This is a genomic window from Mitsuaria sp. TWR114 (genome assembly GCF_007997345.1).
The window spans coordinates 1-3,999 of record NZ_VOSR01000509.1 but is presented as its reverse complement, the minus strand read 5'-3'; the positions used below and the strand labels follow the sequence as shown (position 1 = coordinate 3,999).

General features: G+C 69.7%; 3 protein-coding genes. 2 read left to right on the top strand and 1 reads right to left on the bottom strand.

Annotated features, from left to right (window positions below):
- Positions 1-2,413, top strand: a 2,413-nt coding sequence (locus tag FUT87_RS17985) for a [protein-PII] uridylyltransferase (RefSeq protein WP_147241904.1), incomplete at its 5' end; no start/stop codon positions are given.
- A 4-nt stretch (positions 2,414-2,417) separates the two neighbouring features.
- Entirely contained in the window at positions 2,418-3,485 is a 1,068-nt protein-coding gene (mnmH, locus tag FUT87_RS17980) for a tRNA 2-selenouridine(34) synthase MnmH (RefSeq protein WP_147241903.1), read from the top strand.
- 109 nt (positions 3,486-3,594) lie between these two features.
- Here the strand turns inward: mnmH and FUT87_RS17975 are convergent, their stop codons facing one another.
- Entirely contained in the window at positions 3,595-3,942 is a 348-nt protein-coding gene (locus tag FUT87_RS17975; RefSeq protein ID WP_147241905.1) for an FKBP-type peptidyl-prolyl cis-trans isomerase, read from the bottom strand.
- Between the last annotated feature and the right edge of the window lie 57 nt (positions 3,943-3,999).

Here is a 3,999-nt window from a genome sequence, read left to right as displayed (position 1 = left end):
CGCGCTGGTCGCCGTCGGCGGCTACGGCCGCGGCGAGCTGTTCCCGCATTCGGACGTCGACGTGCTGGTGCTGCTGCCCGATGCGCTGCCCGGCGGCCTGACGCCCGACCAGCCCGGTCCGCTGAAGCAGGCGATCGAAGCCTTCATCACCGCCTGCTGGGACATCGGGCTGGAGATCGGCTCGTCGGTGCGCACCGTGCGCGAGTGCCTGGACGAGGCCGCCGGCGACGTCACCATCCAGACCGCGCTGCTCGAGTCGCGCTGGCTGGCCGGCTCACGGCCGCTGGTCAAGCGCTTCGACAAGGCCTTCCGCGAGGCGGTCGATCCACGCGCCTTCATGCGCGCCAAGACGCTGGAGATGCGCCAGCGCCACACGAAGTACGAGGAAACGCCCTACGCGCTGGAGCCCAACTGCAAGGAAAGCCCCGGCGGCCTGCGCGACCTGCAGGTGCTGATCTGGATCGCGCGCGGCGCGGGCCTGGGCCGGACCTGGTCGCAGCTGGCGGCCAAAGGCCTGATCACGCCCTTCGAGGCCCGCCAGCTGCAGCGCAACGAAGGCGTGCTCAAGAGCATCCGCTGCCAGCTGCACCTGGCGGCGAAGCGGCGCGAGGACCGGCTGGTCTTCGACCTTCAAACGGCGGTGGCGGAGCGCTTCGGCTACGAGTCCACCCGCTCGCTGCGCGCGTCCGAGAAGCTGATGCGCCGCTACTACTGGGCGGCCAAGGCGGTGACGCAGCTGAACCAGATCACGCTGCTCAACCTGGAAGACCAGATCAACGGCACGCGGGGCAACGAACCGCGCCCGGTCAACGACCGCTTCCTGGAGCGCAGCGGCATGCTGGAGATCGCGGCCGACGACCTCTACGAGCGCGAGCCGCACGCCATCCTCGAGACCTTCCTGATCTACCAGCAGACGCCCGGCATCAAGGGCCTGTCGGCCAAGACGCTGCGCGCGCTCTACAACGCGCGCGGGCTGATGAACAGCGCGTTCCGGCGCGATCCGGCCAACCGCGCGATGTTCATGCGCGTGCTCGAGGAGCCGCAGGGCCAGACGCACGCGTTCCGGTTGATGAACCAGACCTCGGTCCTGGGGCGCTACCTGTGGGTGTTCCGGCGCATCGTCGGGCAGATGCAGCACGACCTGTTCCACGTCTACACGGTGGACCAGCACATCCTCATGGTGCTGCGCAACATCCGCCGCTTCTTCATTCCCGAGCACACCCACGAGTACCCCTTCTGCTCGCAGCTGGCGGCGCAGTTCGACCGCCCTTCCCTCCTCTACATCGCGGCGCTGTTCCACGACATCGCCAAGGGCCGTGGCGGCGATCACTCCGACCTGGGCGCGGTCGAGGCGCGGCGCTTCTGCCGCGCGCACGGCCTGCCGAAGGCGGATGCGGCGCTGGTGGTGTTCCTGGTCGAGCATCACCTGACGATGTCGCGGGTGGCGCAGAAGGAGGACCTGTCCGATCCCGAGGTCATCCAGCACTTCGCGCAGCTGGTGAAGGACGAACGCACGCTGACGGCGCTGTACCTGCTCACCGTCGCCGACATCCGCGGCACCGGCCCCAAGGTCTGGAACGCGTGGAAGGGCAAGCTGCTGGAGGATCTCTACCGGCTGACGCTGCGTGCGCTGGGCGGCGCGAAGCTGAACATGGCCGCCGAGATCGAGGCCCGCAAGCAGGAAGCGCGGCAGGAGCTGGCCCTGAAGGCGCAGTTGCCAGGCACCGAGGACGCGCTGTGGAAGACGCTGGACCTGAGCTACTTCGCGCGCCATGACGCACCGGACCTGGCCTGGCACGCGCGCGCGCTGTGGCGCCATGTCGCGAGCGCCGAGCCGGTGGTGCGGGCGCGCCCGTCGCCGGTCGGCGAGGGCCTGCAGGTGCTGGTCTACGCCAAGGACCAGCAGGACCTGTTCGCGCGCATCTGCGGCTACTTCGACGGCGCGGGCTTCAACATCCTGGACGCCAAGGTGCACACCACGCGCAGCGGTTATGCGCTGGACACCTTCCAGGTCATCGCGCCCGAGCTGGACCTGCACCACCGCGACCTGACTGCGCTGGTGGAATCCAAGCTCGGCCAGGCGCTGGTCGCGCAGGGCCCGCTGCCGGAGCCGCGCAAGGGGCGGCTGTCGCGCCGGGTGAAGAGTTTCCCGTTCACGCCACGCATCTCGCTGCGCCCGGACGAACGCGCGCAGCGCTGGCTGCTGTCGGTCAGCGCGACCGACCGCGCCGGCCTGCTGTACGCGATCGCGCGGGTGCTGGCGCGGCACGGCATCAACCTTCAGCTCGCCAAGGTCTCGACCCTGGGCGAGCGGGTCGAGGACACCTTCCTGCTCGACGGCGCGGCACTGCAGCAGAGCCGGATGCAGCTGCAGATCGAGAGCGAGCTGTTGGACGCGCTGTCGGTGCAGTGAGGCGATGAGCCAGTACCACGTCATCCCGTCGGCCGAGGCCTTCGCGCGGCTCGACGGTTTCAGCACGGTCATCGACGTGCGCTCGCCGGCCGAGTTCGCCGAGGACCGCCTGCCGGGCGCGGTGAACTGGCCGGTGCTCGACAACGACGAGCGCCGCATCGTCGGCACGCTCTACAAGCAGGATCCGCTGGAGGCGCGCAAGGTCGGCGCCGCGATCGTGGCCCGCAACATCGCCGCCCACCTGGACGCCAACCGGGCGCTGATGCAGAAGCATTGGCGGCCGCTGGTCTATTGCTGGCGGGGCGGGCAGCGCTCGGGGGCGATGAACTGGTTCCTGAACCAGATCGGGTTCAAGTCGCTGCAGCTGGTGGGGGGCTACAAGGCCTTCCGCGGCGAGGTGATCCGGACGCTGACCGCGCTGCCGGCGCGCTTCGATTTCGTGGTGCTGTGCGGGCGGACCGGCTCGGGCAAGACGCGCTTGCTGCAGGCGCTCGCGGGCGTGGGGGCGCAGGTGCTCGACCTGGAGGCGCTCGCGCGTCATCGCGGATCGGTGCTCGGCGCCCTGCCCGACCAGGCGCAGCCGAGCCAGAAGGCCTTCGACACGGCGCTGTGGCAGGCGATGGTGCGGTTCGACCCGGCGCGGCCGGTGTTCGTCGAGAGCGAGAGCCGCAAGATCGGCGGCGTGCAGTTGCCGGAGCCGCTGCACCTGCGCTTGCGCCAGCAGGGGCGCTGCGTGTGGATCGACATGGCGGAGGCCGGGCGCGTGCAGCTGCTGCTGGAGGACTATGCGCACTTCCGGTCCGATGCGGAGGGCTTCAATGCGCTGATCGGCGGCCTGGTGGCGCTGCGCGGACGCGAGCGCGTGGAGCGCTGGCAAGGGATGGCGCGGAGCGGGCAATGGGCTGAGCTCTTCGGGGAGCTCATGCGCGATCACTATGACCCTGGCTACGAACGGTCGCTGACCAACCACTTTCCGCAGTTGAGCTCGGCGCCGCGCATCGGCTTGGAAGACAGCGGCCCCGGCAGCACCGGTCAGGCGGTGCAGGCCCTGCTGGCCATTGCTGGCGCATGACCCTCTCTCGCGGCCTGCGACGAGCCCCCTCACCCTAACCCTCTCCCCCTCGCGGGGGAGAGGGGATGAGGTGCGAGGGAGAGGGCGGGGGTGAGGGGAAACCGTGCCGTCAGACGGCCAGCAGTTCCACCTCGAACAGCAGCGTCGCATGCGGGGGAATCACGCCGCCGGCGCCATACGCGCCGTAGCCGAGTTCCGAAGGGATCACCAGGAACCGGGTCCCGCCGACCTTCATTCCCTGCACGCCCTCATCCCAGCCCTTGATGACTTCCCCGGCGCCGAGGTGGAAGCGGAACGGATCCCGGCGGTCCTTGGACGAATCGAACTTGCGCCCACGCTGCCCGTCCTTGTAGAGCCAGCCGGTGTAATGCACGGTCACGCGCTTGCCGGCCTCGGCCACGGCGCCCTCGCCGGTGGTGACGTCCTCGAACTCCAGGCCGCTGGCGGTCTTGGTCAGCTGGTTCAGCGTGATCGGCTCGGCACCGCCGGAGACGCCCAGCAGTTCCACCTCGAA